We start from the raw sequence: 18,808 nt of genomic DNA on the forward strand, positions 1-18,808 counted from the left end.
TTAAAGCCGGGCTAATTTATACACTGCTTTTAAAATTAACCCGTTGTCCAAATGTTGATTACTAGCGACGGCGGCAAGCTATCGGCCCACTGTCGTAATTGGTGTTGCCAAATAGTGTTACGTTAGTCAGGTTACCCCGCACATTAATGGCAGGGCAGTTCCCAACACCACTGTAATTGTTACTGCCCCAGAATTGGTTATTTGAGAAAACGCCTGGACCATTGACATCTTCGTGGAAAATCACCGCAGAGAAGCGCGCGCCGTCAACGATATTGCCTGAAGCACTGAAGTTATTTGAGCCACCAACCACATCAAGCCCCCAACCGTCGGCATTGGCAACTCGAGTATTGCGAATGGAGCAGTTATCGCAGTTAACTAGATAAATACCCGATGCACCGGAATTCCAAACGTAGGTGGAGTCAAAGTTCACAAAAGTCGAATCATAAGCGGCCAGTTCACCGTCGCCGCCCGGTTTGTAACCATCGGCCTGGCCATAGTAATTACCGTATTTTACATCCACAAATTGGCTTTTACTGATCCAGATGTGCGGATCGGACCCGGAAGTCCCACCGGCAGACTCATTGTTTGGATCACCGTTGTGATTTGCCCAAACATTACTTATTTTGACCTGGCTCGATAAGTTAACGCCAACCGAAATTTTGAATTGCTCAATGTCCAAAGTCCAGATATTAACGTTCGAAGTGTCATAACTTAGGATGCCAAATGTTCTAGATGCCCGGGTACCACCATTACCAATTAAAGAAAAACGGCTTAATGTCGCGTTTTTACCGCGAACCGAAATGCCTCGACTACCGGAGGCGTAAACTGTCGTCTGCCCTCGACCTTGTCCCTGAATATGCACATTATCTTTGGTCAATCTAAAATCGCTTATAAAGTAAGTGCCGTTTTGTAAGCACACCTTACCGCCTGATGTACTCAATGAGTTAACCGCGTTCGTGATGCTGCCACCACTTGGCACAGTAACATCGCAAGCCATTGCTGTAGTTGATAGCACGCTTAAAGCAAGTGCAATGAATAGTTTGAATGACATAATTTATCTCCTTCTTGATTTATATTTGTTACTTAAAGAAGAGAAAAATTATAGGAGCGGCGTTAAAAAACTTGTTATCAATATCGTGCCAATCGACTATCAAAATTGGGACATTTTCGAATTAGTTATTCATATCGAAAAGTTAGAAGCACAATAAACAAAAAATAAAAAAAAATAAATAAAGACCGAATAAATAAAGACAGTCACTATTAAGTGATTTCTCTCAACCACCTGAGTATATTTCTGACAAAGCCTATTTAGGTTAAAGATATTCGCTACTTGTGTCGTAAGCTAATCATGATATTGTGACTGTCTGTGTTTGTTGTCTGTATCTGTTTGCGCCAAATAAAATATCTTTTCGAATCGACTATTGAGATAGTTCAATAGCAGATTAGCGCGTTTCGAACGAACTATCGTAAAGCCAAGTATATTCATCGATAAAAATTCGAGAAATCGCCTAGTTCGAGGTAACATCGACGCACAAAAATTTAATTTCAGGGACGGGAACGTGCAAAAATATTGTTTTTTCTTAGTCATCTGTTTGTCATACTGTATTTCTTACTCAAATCACGCACAGCAATTAGCGTTTGGCCTTGAACTTTCCAATCGAATTGTCAATCTAGACCGTCCCTGGGGAGCAGCGTTTCTTCCCGATGGTCGGTTGATCGTATCTGAAATGGAGGGCACGTTAAAACTATTTGGCAAGAATTATCGCCTGCTAGACAAACTAGAAAAACCACTCGACCTTGATCAGAGGCGTATTGCACGTTTTGATAACTCCGGCGCTTTCGATGTCGCGGTCGACCCAAACTTTGATACAAATGGATTTATCTATTGGTCATACGCAGCCAAAAGCGAAAAGAACAGTTTTCTTAAAGTCTCTCGAATACACGTTACCGGCAATAAGCTTGTTTTTGACCGTGAGGTATTTAGCGCTACCCCTGCAAACGACGATCGGTTTCACTTTGGCGGTGCGCTAATTTTCGATCATCAAAAAAACTTATTAATCGCAATAGGCGAAAGATTTTCATCGGCAAAAAAACAAGGACAAGAACCGGTGGCTCAAAATCCTGCAGACTCACGGGGTAAGATATGGTCGATTAAAAAGCCTGCAAAAGTTAGCAAAAGCGAAAGTTTTGAAGCCATACAGGTTGCATCTGGACTCCGTAATGTTCAAGCAATGGAAATCATCAGTAATAACGTTTGGATTTCAGACCATGGTCCTATTCTCGGCGATGAACTCAATATTCTTAAGCCCAATGCCAATTATGGTTGGCCTTACCTGACAACTGGAAATTACAAAGACAAAGACTACTTACCTGAAAAAGTAAGCGAGGATAAGTTTGTCGCGCCTGTATATTCCTGGCAAGAATTTACCATGGCACCGAGTGGTTTATTGTTTTATCAGAATAGCAGATACAGATCTTTGAATAACCGTTTATTAGTCTCAGGACTAAGTAGCGGTCGACTATTAAGTTTTACGCTTAACAATGGACGCGTCGTCGATGAACAAGAGCTGATTTTGGGGATACGTATGAGGGATATTATCGCATCGCCCGATGGTCGAATTTTTATCCTCAGCGATGAAACGCAAGGAAGGGTTATCGAGCTTTTGGTAAAGTAAATTCAGTTATCGCAAGGTCATTTCAAAAAGTGGTTTTAAATTGCCTTGTGTTATTCTTGCCTACTCTATCTGACAGCTGAACTCGATTAACCATTGACGTCCTGACTGCGGGTAGTCTTCTGGAATTGACCCAATACTCGGCTCTCTGGTATCTTCGTCTAAAAGATTATTAGCGACTAGGAAAATAAATAAGTGAAGATAGGCACTAATAAGTGACCTTCCTCAATCACCTGAGTATATTTCTGAAAAAACTATTTAAGTTAAAGACATTCGCTATTGTTCAAGCACTTGGTATAACTCAATAAACTGTTGTGTCAACTTGTGCTTGGGAGCATAGTTGATCAATGGCTTTTGTACTCGATGCGACTCTTTCATTTTCACCGAAGAAGATAAAAATGCATCGACTATCGGAAACTTTTCTTGTTTCAATTCTTCGATTAACTCTCTTGGTAGTCTTGCTTGAGAATTAAACTGGTTAACGACAATGCCTTCAATTTCCAGTTCTTTATTATGATCGCCTTGTAGTTCGCTGATATTATTCATTAAGTTAAAGAGGGCCTGGCGCGAAAAACTGTCACAATCAAAAGGGATTAGTACAGTATTGGCGGCAATTAAAGCAGATTTACTATAAAAGTTAAAATTTGGTGGAGTATCAATATATATCCTGTCGAAGTGCTCTTCTAACTCGACTAGCGCCTCTTTCATTTTGTATATGATGTATCGGCTTTCGAGTTCTTTTTCAATTGCGCCAAGCTCTGGGCTTGCTGGCAATAAGGACAAGTTGTCAAAAGGTGTTTGGTGAACAAACTCAATTGGCTTTTTCTTTGTTGAGAAGAATCCCGACGTTTGTTTTAACATTTCTGCAACTGTATTTTCTGGTTTTTGATTGGTTTCGCCAAAAGGAAAGTCAAATCCCGCGTAATAACTACAATTGCCCTGAACGTCTAGATCAATTAATAAGGTTTTTAAGCCTTTCTTTGCACTAATCGCCGCCAGATTACAAGCAATGCTCGATTTACCAACGCCGCCTTTTTGATTAAATATGACTCTTCGCATTGTATCCCTATACTCACTAAATAATTGAAAACAGAAGATGTTTACAGCAATGAGGTTTATTGGTTATTGACTGTACCAGTAAAAATTAGAAATTGCTGCCCAATTATGTTTTGGGTGAGCATCAACAAGTTTCTGATAAGTGCCTGCCAATCATGGAATCTATCTGAGCAAAGCTTAGCTTAACTCGATATTTGAAGGCATTAGAGAGTCGAAACTAAAATAGATCAAAAATAGAACAAGACAGTCACTATTAATTGATTTCTCACAACCATCTGCGCAAATTTCTCTCAAAAAATAGAGAAAGACACTCACTATTAAGTGATTTCTCTCAACTACCTGAGTATATTTCTTACAAATACTATTAAAGTTAAAGGTATTCGCGACTTGTGTTGTAGATTAATCATGATATTGTGACTGTCTGTATTTGTTGTCATCGTAGATTGTGAACCACATGATATTGTGACTTCCGTATTTGTTCTAGTATTTATTAGGGAAAAATTTAAATGAAAAAATTAGTTAGTCTTTTGTTTGCTTCAGTATTCTTAGTAACAAGTCATAATGCTTTCGCGAGTAATGCTTGGTATTGGGGCAAAGTAAATAAAATACAAACTCTTTCACCCGATGGAAGTTTTTTAATATATTTGGAAAATAATACATTAAAAAATACCTGCAGAGATAATAGAGTTGAATTTCACGTGGCGCATATGGGCGCAGAGAGAACACAAGTAGCCATGTCTATGGCGCTTACTGCCTTCACAGCCGGAAAAGAATGGGGTGTTGTAGTCAACTTGCCAACAACAGCCGAATCAGTTTGCTATGCCTCTTCGACTGCTAGTCAAGGTGCAGGCATAAGATAGTAGGTAGGTTGGGGTATAGCATAATCAATTACTGACAGGCACCTTGGAATAAGGGCAAAACTCTCGGGTAGAAGATGCCGCTCAAGCAACAAGAGATTTGGGCTATTTGTATAAGATTGCAGCTAAATCCAGATTTACATGGTTTAACACTATTCAATCTTGCCAATGATAGTAAGTTACATAGTTATGATTTAGCAATAGATCAAGACAGTAACCATTGAGAGATTTCTCTCAATCATTTGAGTATATTTCTCACAAATACTATTAAAGTTAAAGATATTCGCGACTTGTGTTGTAAGTTAATCATGATATTGTGACTGACTGTATTTGTTTTGTATACGGGAGAAAAGGATATGGATGGGCAGTATTTTTCGCGTAATTTGACTTGGAGTATGCTGGATGGGCAACTAGTAGTTCATGATAATATTAGTCCAATGGCTCCCCGAATGGTAACTATGGAAGAATGGCATGAACTTGTATTCTTTTCTGCTGATGGACAGCACACCATCGGTGAATTTGTTAACGCAGTGGGTTCTAAATACGAAGGAACTCCCCCTAATGGACTTCGTGATCAAATCCATAATGTCATTGGTGAGTTGCTAGACCAGCAGATAATAATATTGCATGATGAAGCCGTTCCATTGCCAATGGAATATGCTAATGAATTTGTTCCTAAAGAGTCAATTAAATAAAAAATTACCAAAATGTAGAGTAAGAGTTGCCGGATTCAAAAGCTTGGGAATGGATATACTCTCCTTTACAAGAAGGAGATGAATATTCAGAATGAAACGTAAAACCTAATAGAATAATTAAGTCATATTAGACTCAAATCATCACGTTGAGGGCAGTTATAGACTGGGATAATATTTTAAATAGTGTTTAGTCGACATACCAAGTGAGCTAATAACCCCCTTGGTTCACTTAATATTAATAATAAATTAACAAAAAGTGTCCAAAACTAAAACCTTCATACGTTATGTAAGTATCAGAGCAATATAGCTCTGAGTTGATTTAACTAAAATCAGATTTTAAAGTTACTTATTTAAGGAGCGAAAAGATGGAAAACAAAACTTACATGTGTCTGCTGCGTAGCGAAGAAGGTGGTTGTAAAGAACCCGCTACACCGACAGACATGGAAGCGATGTTTGCGAAATATGAGGCTTGGCAGAAGGAATTTGCAGAGAATATATTGGACATGGGAAGCAAGTTGGGTGGTGCCTCTTCTGTTGTTAGGCATGACGCAGTTAAAGACGGCCCATTTATCGAACTTAAAGAAATTGTAGGCGGGTACATGATGTTAAAAGCGGACTCTATCGAACAGGCATCCGAAGTCATCAAAGCGAGTCCTATGGTTGAAAATCCCGGAACGAGTATTGAGATTCGAGAGATTTCTCGTTCTTAAATTATTCAGACTTTCTAGTGAATTAGACCGTTAGTTTGAGCCATCAAGCAGTAGAGCATTTGTTTCGTCATGAGTATGGACAGCTTGTGGCGTTACTGACTCGTCGTTTTGGGATCGAGCACATCGAAACGATAGAAGATTCTGTGCAGTGGTCGATGGCTCAAGCACTTGAAAAATGGACTCACACAGAAAGCAATCGAGCAACTGTACCGGAAAACTCTTCAGGGTGGTTGTATAAAGCTTCATATAATCGAATCATATCCGAATTAAGGGCGGTTAAGCGACACAACGAGTTATTGCAGAAACAAGCCGATAATCAAACGGCGCTTGCTATTAAAAATTCGGAGCAAAATGAACTATCAGATTTAACTCTAAGTGGTGAGTTAAAAGACTCATTGTTAAGAATGCTCTTCTTTGCCTGTAACTCTGCGCTGCCTGTGGAATCGCAACTTGTATTTACGCTTAAAACGCTCTGTGGTTTTAGTATTAAAGAGGTGGCTTCTAGATTGTTTATCAGCGAAGAAAATGCTTATAAACGCTTTTCTCGAGCCAAGGTTATATTGAAAAAACTTAGTAAGGAATTTCCAGAAATGCCAGAAGAACAACTGAATGATAGGTTAGATTTGGTATACCGAGTTCTTTACCTTATATTTACCGAAGGCTATTTATCTTCTCATGGTAAGGAAGCTATTAGAACTGAACTCTGCGATGAAGCGTTGAGGTTAGCGCTAGTTTTACTGGATAGTAACGTTGGACGTAAGCCGGAGTCGTATGCATTAATCGCCCTAATGTATTTACAGTCGGCTAGGATTAATACCAGGAAAAACTCTAGTGGTGCATTACAATTACTAGAATTTCAAGAACGATCGAAATGGAACTCTGATCTAATTACCAAAGGACTACACTTTCTACACGCTTCTACAAATAGCGAATCAATTTCTCGTTATCATATCGAAGCGGGAATAGCTGCAGAGCATTGTATAGCGAAGTCTTATGAAGACACTCGTTGGGAAAAGATTGTCGACTCTTATTGTCTTCTTGAGAAATTATCACATTCTCCTTTGCATACTTTAAACAGGGCAATTGCTACCGCAGAATGGAAAGGTGCAAAAGCAGGGTTAGATGTTCTAGAGCGCACTAAAGCGCCAGGATGGTTGACTAAGTCTTATCATTGGTATGCAGTTATGGCCGACTTGAACTTTCGGAGTGGTAATAAGGAGCTTGGAACAGAATATATGAATCTAGCTTTTGATACTTCTCCAACTAAAGAAATTGAAGACTTACTCAAACAACGTCTTGAACAATATTGAAGTGCATTAGTTCAGCTTGTCACGGTACTTAATATGTATCGGCTGTTTATTGAAAAGCACATTTCGTCCTTCTCAACTCAGCATTGAATATCCACTTTCGGTAAGGCAAAATAGCCAAAAATCCTCGGCTTTCGGCCGTCCTAAATATGGCACTTCCCGCCGTCAAAAATTATTAAAAACGCCTTACTATCTTAAGTAACTTTAAATCACTACCCATAAATCTTATTCGGTAACCACGTTACTATCTCAGGCCAGATAGCCATAATGATTAACATCACCACTTGAATTAAAATGAACGGTAAAACCCCTTTATAGATTTGAGCAGTTTTAACTTCTTTGGGAGCGACACCTCGCAAGTAAAATAATGCAAAACCAAATGGTGGTGTTAAAAATGAGGTCTGCAAATTGACCGCTATCATAATCCCGAGCCAAATTGGATCAACGCCCATAGCTAATAATGCTGGTGCGGTAAGAGGCACAACAACAAATACGATTTCAATAAAATCGAGAATAAATCCCAGTAAAAACATACTGAACATGACAAGCAGCATGGCTGTGAATAAGCCACCAGGTAAACTGCTTAAAATTGATTGAACCGCATCGTCTCCCTCGAAGGCTCGGAATACTAATGAAAAGATCGACGCGCCGATCAAAATCATAAACACCATCGATGAGGTTTTAGTGGTTGAGCGCGCCACCTCCTTTAACCGTTGCAATGTAAACTCACGATAATAGATAGCTAAAATTACCGCGCCAATTGCACCGAGTGCTGCGGCTTCGCTGGGTGTAGCGACTCCAGAAAGAATTGAGCCAAGCACGGTTAAAATTAACACCAACGGTGGCACCAAAGAGCGCCAGTCAAATTGACTGTCATGTGAATGATTCTTGATAACTGGTGCTTGTTCAGGTTTTAGCTTGGCATAAAAGTAAACATACAAAATATAAAAGACGACCAAAATTAATCCGGGGATTAACGCACCCGCAAACAAATCACCCACTGACACAGGTGTGCCGCCAACGCCTGCGTCGCGATTGGCGCTGGCAATTACATCCCCGAGCAAAACCAATACAATTGAAGGGGGAATAATTTGACCTAAAGTGCCTGAAGCACAAATAACGCCGGTCGACAAACTGGGTGAATAACCATTCTTTAACATCACTGGCAGAGACAATAGACCCATAGTCACAACCGTTGCTCCAACAATGCCTGTGCTCGCCGCGAGCAGCGCACCAACAATAACCACAGAAATGGCCAGCCCACCAGAAGTACCAGCAAATAAGCTCGCCATACTGGTAAGTAAGCGCTCAGCAATCCGTGACTTTTCCAGCATCACGCCCATAAAGACGAATAAGGGCACTGCGATTAAAGTTTGGTTTTGCATGAGGCCAAATAGCCGACTAAACGCAGACTTCAAGATTGCTGGGTGAAGCTCACCGGTGGCCACGCCGATCCCAGCAAACACCAATGCTGTGCCAGCCAATGAAAATGCGACCGGATAACCTGCCAGCAACACTAAGCAGACTGTCAAAAACATTATTAGCGGGATCCACTCCATCATAAGGATTTCTCCGCTTGACCCGTGGTACTTTGGTCATTCATTAAAACCGATAAGTTTTTAAAGAACTGGGCTATGCCCTCAATAATTAATAGTACCGGCATGACAATTAAGAATCCTTTGAGGATCCAAAGGAACGGGAGCCCGCCAGCTTCTGCGGATACTTCACCGATATTCCAACTCAGCAATACAAACGACCAACTTGACCATAGGATGAAGGCACAAACGGGTAACAGTAGAAAGAGCGTCCCCAGTAAGTCCACCAATGCTTTGCGCTTGGCGGTCATTTTCGCGTAAAAAATATCCACTCGGACGTGTTCACCGCGATTCAGGGTATAAGCAGCCGCTAAAAGAAAGTTAGCACTGTGCATCCAGGTGACAGATTCAGTCAGTAAAATCGCACTAACATTAAACAACCAGCTGGAGATCACATTGAACGACAAGATGACAACCATGCCGATGGTAAGCCAACTGACCAGTCGTCCGGTAAAAACCGATACTTTTGATAGGTGATCGGCTAATAAATTAAAAGAATATTTCATTTTGATTAATTTTTATTCTGGAGTATCAATTTGACGTTATTCACACCGGTGTTCACATTATCCACAGGTTATTCAAAATCGCGTTTTACGCTACAAAAATAATATAAGTCATTGATTTTAATCGCAAGAAGCATCTATTTTTAGAGATGATTGATTTTTGAACAATCGTTCTTCCCGAAAATCAGTGATTTTTATACACGATTTTATCCACAGGATCTTCGATATGATTTTTATCCTTATTATTTAATAAGTTAACGCTATTTGTTAGAAATGTCATTAACTTGAAACATTAGTGAAACCACTCACAATTGGGGGTCGGTTCTCACTTAATTCTGAGTTAGAATAACCGCCCTAAGTTGAAGCGAAATCCACCATAACGATTGCAACAATAATGGTCAATGAAAACCGGCTCTCAGGTGGGAATTAATTCAAAGCATCCTTAAGCGCCATAACACGGACATCAAAGTAGAAAAACTATGCAAAATAACACACCACTGATTTTGGTTGACGGTTCCTCTTATCTATTCAGGGCTTATCACACGCTAAACAATGAAAAACTGGGTCGCTACATGGCTACCAGCGATGGTAAACCGAGTGGGGCTATTTACGGTGTAGTGAACATGTTGAAAAGCCTGTTCAAGCAATATGGTCCGGAACAGATTGCCGTCGTTTTTGACGCGAAAGGAAAAACTTTCCGCAACGATATGTACGCCGAGTACAAAGCCAATCGTCCACCAATGCCCGATGACCTAAGGTGTCAGATTGAGCCTCTTCACGAAATCATAAAAGCCATGGGATTGCCGCTTATCTCGGTTGAAGGTGTCGAGGCGGATGACGTTATTGGAACCTTAGCAAGAATGGCCACGGAAGCCGGCCGAGAAACGATTATATCGACGGGCGACAAGGATATGGCCCAATTAGTCAACGAGCATGTCAGTCTTATTAACACCATGAAAAATGAATTTTTAGATGTTGAGGGTGTGACTGAAAAATTTGGGATTCCACCCCATTTGATTATTGATTATTTAGCGCTGATGGGCGATAGCGTTGATAACATCCCGGGTGTTGCTGGGGTCGGGCAAAAAACAGCGTTAGGGCTGTTAAACGGTATCGGAAGCGTAGAGGAAATTTATGCCAACCTTGATAAAGTAGCCACTTTAGAATTTAGAGGTGCAAAAACGCTTGCGGAGAAAAAGCTTATTCCTCACCAAGAAGATGCCAAGTTGTCCTATGAGCTAGCAACCATCAAATTAGATGTTGAGCTCGATTTTGGTTTGGATGACCTTGGGATTAATCCAGAGGATCAAGAGAAACTCAGGGCACTGTTCGGCGAATATCAATTTAGAACATGGTTAAAGCAAGCGGAAGACGGTAAGTCATCATTACCTGAAAAATCAGATGATGCGAGTGTTCCCACTAAACCGGAAAAACCAGAAAGTAAAATTGATACCAGTAAATACGAAACTATTCTCAGCGAAGAGCAATTGAACCTATGGGTTGAAAAACTAAATGCTTGTGAGTTGTTTGCGGTTGATACCGAAACCACCAGCTTAAATATAATTGAAGCCGATCTTGTCGGGATATCTTTTGCTACTCAAGCAGGAGAAGCTGCTTATCTTCCGATCATTCATCAATATGCCGGCGCGCCGGAACAGCTAGCGATGGATTCAGTGATTGAGAAACTTAAGCCGGTTTTAGAAAATCCTAGCATTCACAAGGTCGGTCAAAATATTAAATATGACCAAAGCATTTTCGCCGCCGTTGGAATCGAATTAAAAGGTGTTCAGTTTGATACGATGTTGGAGTCATACACACTCAACAGTGTGGCTAATCGACATGATATGGATACCTTAGCGCAAAAATATTTAAATCATGAATGTATCCACTATGAGGATATTGCTGGTAAAGGCAAAAAACAAGTAACTTTTGATCAAATAGATTTAGAGATTGCCAGTAAGTATGCCGCTGAAGATGCCGATGTGACTTTGCAGCTTCATCAATCGATTTGGCCAGAACTTGAAAAAGAAGAGGGCCCGAAAAATATTTTTAATCAGATCGAAATTCCGTTGGTTAATGTGTTGTCTAAAATGGAGCAACGCGGCGTTTTAATTGACGCAGAATTTTTGAGAAATAAGAGTAATGATTTTGGTAAACGGATAATTGAGCTCGAACAAAAAGCCCATGAGCTAGCGGGACAACCGTTTAATTTAGGATCGCCAAAGCAGCTGCAAGAGATTCTCTTTGAAAAACAAGGATTACCTGTATTAAAGAAAACCCCCAAAAAACAGCCTTCTACAGCGGAAGAAGTGCTGGTTCAGTTAGCGCTAGATTACCCGCTACCCAAAGTGATTATGGAGTATCGAGGACTCACTAAATTAAAATCAACCTACACGGACAAACTACCGTTGATGGTTCAACCCCGTTCGGGAAGAGTGCACACTTCGTATCATCAGGCGGTGGCGGCAACCGGACGTTTGTCTTCGAGCGATCCGAACTTACAAAACATACCGGTTAAGACTGAAGAAGGTCGCTCGATTCGAGAAGCGTTTATCGCGCCAAAAGGCTACAAAGTCATTGCTGCAGACTACTCTCAAATTGAGTTGAGAATCATGGCGCACTTGTCGCAGGACCCTAACTTGATTAAAGCTTTCCAGAATAATTTAGATGTTCACAGTGCGACTGCAGCGGAAGTTTTTGCAACTGATATCGATGCTGTCACTGCTGATCAACGACGCCATGCTAAAGCGGTTAATTTTGGACTCATTTATGGGATGTCTCGATTTGGTTTAGCGAAACAATTGCAAATCACTAATGATGAAGCAGCCCATTACATTGATACTTATTTTGCACGCTATCCGGGCGTCAGCGATTATATGGAGTCGACCAAACAAAAAGCCAAAGAGCTTGGCTATGTAGAAACCTTGTTTGGTAGAAGACTGTATTTACCACAAATTAATGCATCGAATGGCATGCTGAGACAAGCCGCAGAGCGAACCGCAATTAATGCACCAATGCAAGGTAGCGCTGCAGACATTATTAAAATTGCCATGATTGAGATTCAAAAATGGCTCGAAGAGGAAAAGCCTGACTGCTATATGGTCATGCAAGTTCACGATGAACTGGTGTTTGAAGTCGCTGAAGATAAATTAGAAGAATACTCGGCAAAAATTAATGAGCTCATGGCAAGTGCAGTTGAGATCTCAGTGCCTTTAGTGGTTGATGTGGGTGTGGGTGATAACTGGGAACAAGCGCACTAAAAGAAGAAGCGGAGCGCGACTCTTTTTTATTTTGTAGGTTGGGTTGACGTAGGAAACCCAACTTGTATTTGATCGGTGTCGACTCTGCCGAGCGGCTTTAACGCCCCGCGGAGTTCATGAAACTGTTGAAGAAGTGGACTAACTTTCCAGGCTTTTGCTGTCATTTTTCACTGTTAGTCTGTTGTTTCGCGGCACAAGCTTTCCCGCGAGTTCCTTTTGTCCAAAGTCACAAAAGGAACCAAAAAGTCTTTTTCGCTGAATTAACTTTGCTAGTCTTGTTGTTAAGTGAATCCATGCCTTGGAGCTACCTTGTTTTGATAGCGAAACAGTGGGTGGGCTAAAACTCCCTGCGCTCAAACAATTAGCCCACTAGTTCCTCTGTTTCATTGATTCCACAATGCGTTAAGGCCGCTAGGCGAAAGAACATGAAAAGCCAATTATAAGGTTAAAACTTTTTGCTGTCTTATCTGAGCTTCAGCTTGTTTATCAGACTGCTTATTAAAAAAAATGAACCAAAAACCCCTCCCATCCGTTACTATCTATAACAAAACATTTTAGAGAACAACAAATGCATCAAGCCGAAGAAGACTTATTGGTTCTTGCCGCACAAGCAGGTAACCGAAAAGCCTTCAATTTGATCGTCAAGCGATATCACCAGCCCTTATTGCGATTTGCATTTAAGATTTGTGGTGATGAACAAATCGCGCAGGATGCGGTTCAGGAATCTTGGATTAAAACCACATCAGGGATCCGAAAACTAGACGACCCCAGAGTTTTGAAGAGTTGGTTGTATCGGTTAGTGCGTTGGCGTACGACAGACATAGTTCGTAAAAGTGCGCAAATCAATCAGTCGTCAGAAGAGTTTGATGAATCACAATATGCGCAACAACTTGAATCAACGATTGACCAAAGTGAGGAATTGGAAGCGGCGATTAGTCGGTTGCCTCCACTAGAGAAACAAATGATTCACTTATTTTATTTGGATGAGTTGAAGGTGAGTGAAATTGCCAGTGTTCTTGAAACTCCTATCGGGACAATAAAGTCGCGATTGAATAGAGCGCGTAAGCTGCTGAAACAAAAATTTGAATTATAGGTGTTAGTTTTGAGCGAAGAAGTACCTGAATTATTGCGTACCTGATTTATTAAGCACTTGGGTAATTAAGTAACTGAATTATTAGGTAACTGTTTGAAGACATCATTGCGCTAAGAACTAATGCGGGTAACAACAGAGGAATCTATTATGAATATTGATCAACGTATTAAGCAAGAATTGGAAAGTGAAGCCGAATCGATCGATGAAATCTTAAATGATAAACAAGGGTTATTTGATCTGGTTGCTGGGTCATTTAAAGCTGGATTGGGACCATGGGTTGTAGTGATTAATATTATTATATTGGTCGTTACTGGTTTAATGGTTTGGTCGGGGTATGAATTTTTCACCGCAGAACAAATGCAAGATCAAGTATTTTGGGGTGTTTGTTTAGTGATTGCGGCGATGGCTCAAATCGCGATGAAGCAATGGGTATGGTTAGAAATGTATCGTGGTTCATTATTAAGAGAAATAAAGCGAGTCGAAATTGCGGTTGCTAAATTATCGAGTAAAGTGAATTCACAAAACGAGTAATCTTAAAACTCGGATCGATATTTTGCGTTGCAAAACTCGAGGTATTCACCAAGCCTAGTCGCGATAAACTGTCGTTGATAGCAAGCGCATAACAAGACGCTAAAAAAGACCTAACTGGTCGGACATATGTAATTTCATACCGATTAATTATGGCCGCAGCAGCGGCCGATCACCCTTTGTAACAAATTCTGTCTATAATTAGTCATTAGACAAATCTTTTTATGCGAAAATATCGGGTCTTCGTTTTACCGCTTTTCCGTTCAAGCAAAACAACTAATTTCGGATTGTTTATGATACTTCACAAACAAACTTTATACCTCAAGATCATTGCTACTTCGTTGATGATCTCCTTTTGCATTCACGCCGCCGATTCACATGCACAAGGATTTCCCGCACCGAGTGTTAATGTTGTTGATGCCAAAAAAACACTGATTGCGCCGGTTGCCTGGGTATCTGGTTCGGTGGTTAGCAGAAATAATTCACAAATTGCTGCGGAAGTGTCGGGTCGATTGGTAAGTCTAGCTGAGCTTGGTACACGCGTAAAAGCGGGTGATGTAATTGCGCAAATCGATGATACGACGTTAAAAATCCAACTGACTGAAGATAAAGCAAGCGTTCAAAACGCTGAGTCACGATTAAACTTTTTAGAATCAGAAGTTAAACGCAAATCGACTTTGGCAAAACGAAATTTATCGGCAATAACTGACTTAGACGAAACAATATCTCAAAGAGATGTCGCAAAAGGCGAATTAACTGCAGCCAAAGCCCGCTTGGCAAAAACCGAGCAAAATCTTGATTACTCTCAATTAAAAGCGCCTTTTGATGGACTCGTCGCCCAACGACTGCGCAATCAAGGGGAGTATGTTAATAATGGTACCGCGATAATTCGCCTCGTGGAAACGAGTCATTTAGAAGCTTCAGTCTATGCCCCTTTAACCGCTTACCGTTTTTTAAAACAATCAACAGAGTTGCAAGTGGACTCTCCGCTGGGCAAAGGCGTTGCGCCCATTAAATCTTTAGTGCCTGTTGCGGATAACCGGTCTCATCTGATGGAAGTGCGTTTGGACCTATCAACATTTGATTGGCCGGTAGGACTAAATGTAAGAGTCGCGGTCGCCAACGGTGAATCAAAAGAAGTCATTGCCGTGCCGCGAGATGCATTGGTTTTGCGCCGAGAAGGGACAAGTATTTTCCGCGTTAAACAAGATAATACGGCAGAACAGGTTTCAGTATCCGTCGGAATGGCATCAGGAGAATTAATTGAGGTCATTGGTGATATTAACCCTGGTGACAAAATAGTGGTGCGCGGTGCAGAGCGATTAAAGCAAGGTCAAGCTGTTCAGGTTAAAGCAGATAACCAAACCTTGATATCAGGAAAGCAGTAGTTCAATAAACAATCGGATTTAGCAAAATGGTCATTACATCGTCAGCATTAAAAAATCCTACTGCGGTAATCGTCGCAATATTGTTAGTGGCACTTTTTGGAGGGATCAGTTTAGTTAAACTTCCAGTGCAGTTAACCCCCGATATTAGCCAGCCAATGATCGCAATTAATACGAGTTGGCGTGGTGCAGCGCCTGAAGAAATGGAAGCTGAAATTATCGAGCGTCAGGAAGATGTTTTAAAAGGCATTCAAGGACTTGTGACGCTTGAGTCAAATTCAGGTTCGGGTAATGGCAGTATAACGTTGAGGTTTCGCACAGGGATTAACTTAGAAAGAGCGCTAATTGACGTCATGAATGCGCTTAATCAAGTTCCCAGCTATCCGCCAGATGCGACTGAGCCGGTTTTGTCGGTTGGTGGTGCTAGTTTTGCTGATGCCATTGCCTGGTTCGCTTTAAAGCCGACGGCGGACAATACCCGCGATATTACCACCTATCAAGATACCGTTGAGGAGGTTATTCAACCTCGTTTAGAGCGAGTTGCTGGTGTCTCAAAATCAGATGCGTATGGCGGTTTACAAAGCGAATTAAGAATCACGTTTAATCCCTACAAAGCGGCTGCGCTCGGCTTGGATATTCCGGCACTGGCAGCAACACTTCAAGGCAACAATGACGTCTCTGGTGGCTTTAATGATGTCGGCCGTCGCAAGTACACGCTGCGATTTACCGGAAAGTACGGCGTAGATGAGTTACAAAATATGGTTCTCGACTGGCGTGATGGTCAACCCATATTGCTGAGAGATGTGGCTGATGTCGAACTGACCTTTCAAGATCGAACCGGCGTATTGACGCTTGATGGTGAAGTAGCGATCGCAATGAATGCGCATGCAGAGCAAGGTGTTAATGTTATTCAAGTCATGGATGGACTGAAACTCGCTATTGAAGAGCTCAATGAAGGCGCATTGAAAAGAGAAGGATTGCAACTGATACAGATGTACGATGAGACCGTCTACATTGAACGCTCAATGAGCTTGGTTCGTAATAATTTATTTATCGGTGTATTGCTCGCTGTAAGCGTGCTTTGGTGGTTTTTAAGAAAGTTTCGGGCTACCTTGATTGTTGCTGCCGCCATCCCAATTTCAATTGTCGTCACGCTGGTTGTAATGTACGCAACGGGACGCACTTTAAATATCATTTCGATGGCTGGATTAGCATTTGCTGTCGGTATGGTTTTAGATGCGGCGATCGTTGTTCTTGAAAACATTGTGCGCTTGCGCGAGAAAGGTGAGTCGCCACATACCGCATCATTTAAAGGAGCGACTCAAGTATGGGGAGCTTTACTTGCTTCGACTTTAACATCGGTTGCCATCTTTTTACCCATCGCATTTTTAGAAGAAGTTTCTGGACAACTTTTCGCTGACTTAGCGATAACTATTGCAGTTGCAATTGTTGCATCATTACTGATTGCAGTAACCGTGTTACCGACTGCCGCTCGCCGATTACTTAAAGAGGTATCAGAAGAAGATCCTCACAATCATTGGTGGGAAGCAATTACCAAAAAAATTATGTTTATTACCGGAACACCGCAGCGTCGTTATGCTTGGATTGGCGGGTTGATGGCTATTGCATTTTTGGGTAGCTGGTTAATTTTTCCAAAAGTCGATTACTTACCCAAAGGCAATCAGAATTCTTTTCGAGCGTTTATTTTACCGCCCCCTGGATTGAGTTATCCGGCTGCACGTTATGAAATGGCCGATGAAATTAACCGAAGATTAAAACCCTATCTAACTGGTGAAAAACAACCGCAAATTGCACATAACTGGATGGGCTTTTTTGGTAATTTCGGCTTTATGGGTGGTTACGCTGATGATGCGGATGATATCGCGGGTGTTATAGATGCTTTAAACAACGATATGTTAGCAGGCTTTCCTGATACCATCGCTTTTGCTTCTCAAGCGCAATTATTCGAAAACCTTGGCGGCGGGCGCAGAATCGATATTGATATTCAAGGCAATCAAGTCGAAGAATTGCTTCAAGCCGGCCGAGTTGGTTTTGGGGCCGTAATGCAAGCATTACCTGGTTCGCGTGTTCAGCCAACGCCTGGGTTAACTATGGCAGAACCTGAATTAAGAATGAACCCTAATGAAAGACGCTTAGCGGAAGCGGGTTGGACACGCTCGCAAATGTCAGCCATGTCGAGAGCATTAGGCACGGGATTATACGTAGGCGATTATTTTAATGGTCAAAAACGACTCAATGTGTTCTTGCGCTCAACGGATTGGGAGTCTCCAGAAGAGTTGGCGGCGATTCCATTATTTACGCCACAAGCTGGCGTGCAGCCTGTCGGTGAGCTGGTTAATCTTGAACGCACGGCTGGTCCAAGTTCGATTAGACGAATCGACCGAAAACGTACAATCACTTTGCAAGTGACGCCGCCGGACAATGTCAGTTTGGAGGAAGCGATCGACCTTGTGAAAGAAAAAGCCGAGCCGGCCATTTTGGCGCAACTGACCGATAACGGTAGTGTCGCTTATCGCGGTAGTGCCGCAGCTTTAAATGAAGCGCTAGCCAATATGAGCCAGAGCTTTATTTTGGCATTGATCATTTTATATTTACTGATGTCAGCTTTGTTCCGCTCGTTTAAAGACAGTATTCTGGTTGTGCTAACCATTCCACTTGCAACGATTGGTGGGCTTGGTTTACTGAGAATTACCGACGAAATCATTTTTCAACCGCTCGACTTGCTCACCATGATTGGATTTGTCATATTGCTCGGATTAGTCGTGAATAATGCGATCCTATTAGTTTATCAGACGCGATTGGGTGAGGGAGAAGGTCTATCTAGACGTGAGGCAGTTGAGCAAGCCGTAAGGTTACGTTTAAGACCGATATTGATGAGCACCTTGACCAGTATTTGTGGAATGTTGCCGCTATTAATCATCCCCGGTGCTGGCGCCGAACTTTATCGTGGTATCGCCGCGGTAATCGTTGGCGGAATGAGCGTGAGTACTATTTTCACATTAATCTTTTTGCCAAGCTTACTCCAATTAGGCAATGTTTCTGATCAATTAAAAGGCGCTAAAGCCGAGATGAATAAACGTTTCTCAACGACATAGCAATATATCTTTTATGTGAGTTATTTTGCAA

The 18,808-nt window shown here is 41.5% G+C and carries 14 protein-coding genes; 10 read left to right on the forward strand and 4 right to left on the reverse strand.

What is annotated here, in order from left to right; all coding sequences use genetic code 11:
• Positions 1 to 61: 61 nt before the first annotated feature.
• The gene (locus tag FLL45_RS18485) at positions 62 to 1,051 is read right to left on the reverse strand and encodes a right-handed parallel beta-helix repeat-containing protein (protein WP_142943537.1); all 990 of its coding nucleotides are present in this window, start codon (positions 1,049 to 1,051) and stop codon (positions 62 to 64) included.
• 508 nt (positions 1,052 to 1,559) lie between these two features.
• Between FLL45_RS18485 and FLL45_RS18490 the strand changes: the two genes are divergently transcribed.
• On the forward strand, positions 1,560 to 2,675 hold the full coding sequence (locus FLL45_RS18490) for a PQQ-dependent sugar dehydrogenase (RefSeq protein WP_185964542.1): 1,116 nt from the start codon (positions 1,560 to 1,562) through the stop codon (positions 2,673 to 2,675).
• Between the two features lie 273 nt (positions 2,676 to 2,948).
• On the opposite strand, the gene FLL45_RS18495 is transcribed toward FLL45_RS18490, so the two are convergent.
• Positions 2,949 to 3,731, reverse strand: a complete 783-nt coding sequence (locus FLL45_RS18495; protein ID WP_142943539.1) for a ParA family protein — start codon at positions 3,729 to 3,731, stop codon at positions 2,949 to 2,951.
• 503 nt (positions 3,732 to 4,234) lie between these two features.
• Here FLL45_RS18495 and FLL45_RS18500 point away from each other — a divergent pair.
• From FLL45_RS18500 to FLL45_RS18515, 4 genes are all read left to right on the forward strand, one after another.
• Positions 4,235 to 4,588: a hypothetical protein gene (locus FLL45_RS18500; RefSeq protein ID WP_142943540.1), complete on the forward strand. Its 354-nt coding sequence runs from the start codon at positions 4,235 to 4,237 to the stop codon at positions 4,586 to 4,588.
• A gap of 353 nt (positions 4,589 to 4,941) precedes the next feature.
• Positions 4,942 to 5,280 (forward strand): hypothetical protein, encoded by a 339-nt coding sequence (locus FLL45_RS18505; RefSeq protein WP_142943541.1) that lies wholly within the window; start codon positions 4,942 to 4,944, stop codon positions 5,278 to 5,280.
• Positions 5,281 to 5,645: 365 nt separating this feature from the next.
• Positions 5,646 to 5,990: a YciI family protein gene (locus FLL45_RS18510; protein WP_142943542.1), complete on the forward strand. Its 345-nt coding sequence runs from the start codon at positions 5,646 to 5,648 to the stop codon at positions 5,988 to 5,990.
• A gap of 35 nt (positions 5,991 to 6,025) precedes the next feature.
• Positions 6,026 to 7,300 carry an RNA polymerase sigma factor gene (locus FLL45_RS18515; RefSeq protein WP_142943543.1) on the forward strand — a complete coding sequence of 425 codons (1,275 nt, stop codon included), beginning with the start codon at positions 6,026 to 6,028 and terminating at the stop codon, positions 7,298 to 7,300.
• Positions 7,301 to 7,509: 209 nt separating this feature from the next.
• On the opposite strand, the gene FLL45_RS18520 is transcribed toward FLL45_RS18515, so the two are convergent.
• Positions 7,510 to 8,859 carry a TRAP transporter large permease gene (locus FLL45_RS18520; protein ID WP_142943544.1) on the reverse strand — a complete coding sequence of 450 codons (1,350 nt, stop codon included), beginning with the start codon at positions 8,857 to 8,859 and terminating at the stop codon, positions 7,510 to 7,512.
• Complete coding sequence (locus tag FLL45_RS18525) at positions 8,856 to 9,398, reverse strand: TRAP transporter small permease subunit (RefSeq protein WP_142943545.1); 543 nt, start codon at positions 9,396 to 9,398, stop codon at positions 8,856 to 8,858. The genes FLL45_RS18520 and FLL45_RS18525 overlap by 4 nt, the downstream gene beginning before the upstream one ends.
• A gap of 476 nt (positions 9,399 to 9,874) precedes the next feature.
• Between FLL45_RS18525 and polA the strand changes: the two genes are divergently transcribed.
• From polA to FLL45_RS18550, 5 genes are all read left to right on the forward strand, one after another.
• On the forward strand, positions 9,875 to 12,655 hold the full coding sequence (gene polA / locus FLL45_RS18530) for a DNA polymerase I (RefSeq protein ID WP_142943546.1): 2,781 nt from the start codon (positions 9,875 to 9,877) through the stop codon (positions 12,653 to 12,655).
• Positions 12,656 to 13,223: 568 nt separating this feature from the next.
• Positions 13,224 to 13,748, forward strand: coding sequence for an RNA polymerase sigma factor (locus FLL45_RS18535; protein ID WP_142943547.1), 525 nt, complete (start codon positions 13,224 to 13,226; stop codon positions 13,746 to 13,748).
• Positions 13,749 to 13,895: 147 nt separating this feature from the next.
• Positions 13,896 to 14,279, forward strand: a complete 384-nt coding sequence (locus tag FLL45_RS18540; RefSeq protein ID WP_142943548.1) for a DUF6768 family protein — start codon at positions 13,896 to 13,898, stop codon at positions 14,277 to 14,279.
• Between the two features lie 290 nt (positions 14,280 to 14,569).
• Positions 14,570 to 15,664 carry an efflux RND transporter periplasmic adaptor subunit gene (locus FLL45_RS18545; protein WP_185964543.1) on the forward strand — a complete coding sequence of 365 codons (1,095 nt, stop codon included), beginning with the start codon at positions 14,570 to 14,572 and terminating at the stop codon, positions 15,662 to 15,664.
• A 26-nt stretch (positions 15,665 to 15,690) separates the two neighbouring features.
• On the forward strand, positions 15,691 to 18,777 hold the full coding sequence (locus FLL45_RS18550) for an efflux RND transporter permease subunit (protein ID WP_142943550.1): 3,087 nt from the start codon (positions 15,691 to 15,693) through the stop codon (positions 18,775 to 18,777).
• Positions 18,778 to 18,808 lie beyond the last annotated feature (31 nt).

The organism is Aliikangiella marina, assembly GCF_007004765.1.
Taxonomy (GTDB): domain Bacteria; phylum Pseudomonadota; class Gammaproteobacteria; order Enterobacterales; family Kangiellaceae; genus Aliikangiella; species Aliikangiella marina.